At 64.3% G+C, this 1,583-nt stretch carries 1 protein-coding gene; it reads left to right on the forward strand.

Translation table 11 applies throughout. From position 1 onward, the window contains the following. Positions 1-1,583, forward strand: a 1,583-nt coding sequence (locus BRX37_RS26175) for a Tn3 family transposase (protein WP_125990352.1), incomplete at both ends; no start/stop codon positions are given.

A 1,583-nucleotide genomic window follows, 5' to 3' on the forward strand; every position in this document is an offset into this window, starting at 1 on the left:
CGCTCCTTTTCGGGGCGGGGCGCACGGGATTTGCGCGAATGGATCGCTCGGGAAGCCGAGGCGGCGACATCGAATGAGGATCTTGCCCGTCGCTTCGTTGCGGAGTGTCGCCGCACCCGCACGATCCTTCCCGGCTCCTCGACGATCGAGCGCCTTTGCGCCGATGCGCTGGTTGAGGCCGAGCGCCGGATCGAGGATCTTATCGCCCATCGCATCACGCCAACCCTGAGCGAGAATTTGGCTCACCTGTTGGAGGATACGGTGGATGGTCGCGTCACGCGCTTCGTATGGCTGCGACAGTTCGAGGTTGGCGCAAATTCAGCAGCCGCTAACCGGCTGATGGATCGACTGGAATATCTTCAAAGGTTCGATCTTCCGGCGGATTTGCTGGACGGCGTGCCGGCGCATCGTGTGACCCGGCTTCGCCGGCAGGGCGAGCGCTATTACGCCGACGGCATGCGTGATCTGCCCGAAGACAGGCGGCTTGCGATCCTCGCTGTCTGCACCCTGGAATGGCGGTCATCGCTGGCCGATGTCATCGTGGAGACCCACGATCGCATCGTAGGCCGTCTCTATCGGGCCTCCGAACGCCTTTGCAACACCAGGATCGCCGACGAAAAGGCGGCCGTTCGGGACACGCTGAAGTCCTTTGCCGAAATCGGTGGTGCTTTGCTTGGAGCGCAGGACGATGGCACGGCCCTGGACGGGATAATCGCCACCGGGCCTGGCTGGGAACGGTTCAGAACCCTTGTCGCCACGGCCTCCGCGCTGACCAACGTGCTCGCGGCCGACCCGCTCAGCCGTGTGCTGGACGGCTATCACCGTTTCCGCCTCTACGCGCCCAGGATGCTGCGCCTGCTCGACATGCAGGCGGCGCCGATCGCCACGCCTCTTCTGGCGGCCGTTGCGATGCTGCGTAACGGGATCAAGGTCGATCCGCCGGTGGATTTTCTACGTCCCAACTCGAAATGGCATCGTCATCTTTGCGCTGAGCCCAGCGGCGACCACCGGCTTTGGGAAATCGCGGTGCTGTTCCACATCCGCGACGCCTTCCGGTCCGGTGACATATGGTTGGCGGGATCGCGCCGCTATGGCGACCTCAAGCAGCTTCTGGTCCCGCCACAGGCGATAGAGCAGACCGCGCGGCTCGCCGTGCCGCTGCGACCCGGCGAATGGCTGGCCGAGCGCAGGGCTCGACTGGATACACGGCTGAAGGAGTTTGGCCGCGCGGCGCGAACCGGCACGATCCCAGGCGGCATCATCGAGAACGGCAAGCTGCACATCGACAAGCTGAGGGCCGACACGCCCGAAGGGGCCGAGGATCTCGTGCTCGATCTCTATCAACAGCTCCCGCCCGCGAGGATCACCGATCTGTTGCTGGAAGTCGATGAGCGAACCGGATTTTCCGAGGCGTTCACGCATCTGCGCACCGGCGCGCCCTGCAGCGACCGGATCGGCCTGATGAACGTGTTGCTGGCGGAAGGCGTCAATCTCGGTTTGCGCAAGATGGCGGCGGCGACCAACACGCACAGCTTCTGGGAATTGCTGCGGATCGCGCGCTGGCATGTCGAAGGCAGCGCCTA

It is taken from the genome of Sphingomonas sp. S-NIH.Pt3_0716, from assembly GCF_003950715.1.
Classification (GTDB): domain Bacteria; phylum Pseudomonadota; class Alphaproteobacteria; order Sphingomonadales; family Sphingomonadaceae; genus Sphingobium; species Sphingobium yanoikuyae_A.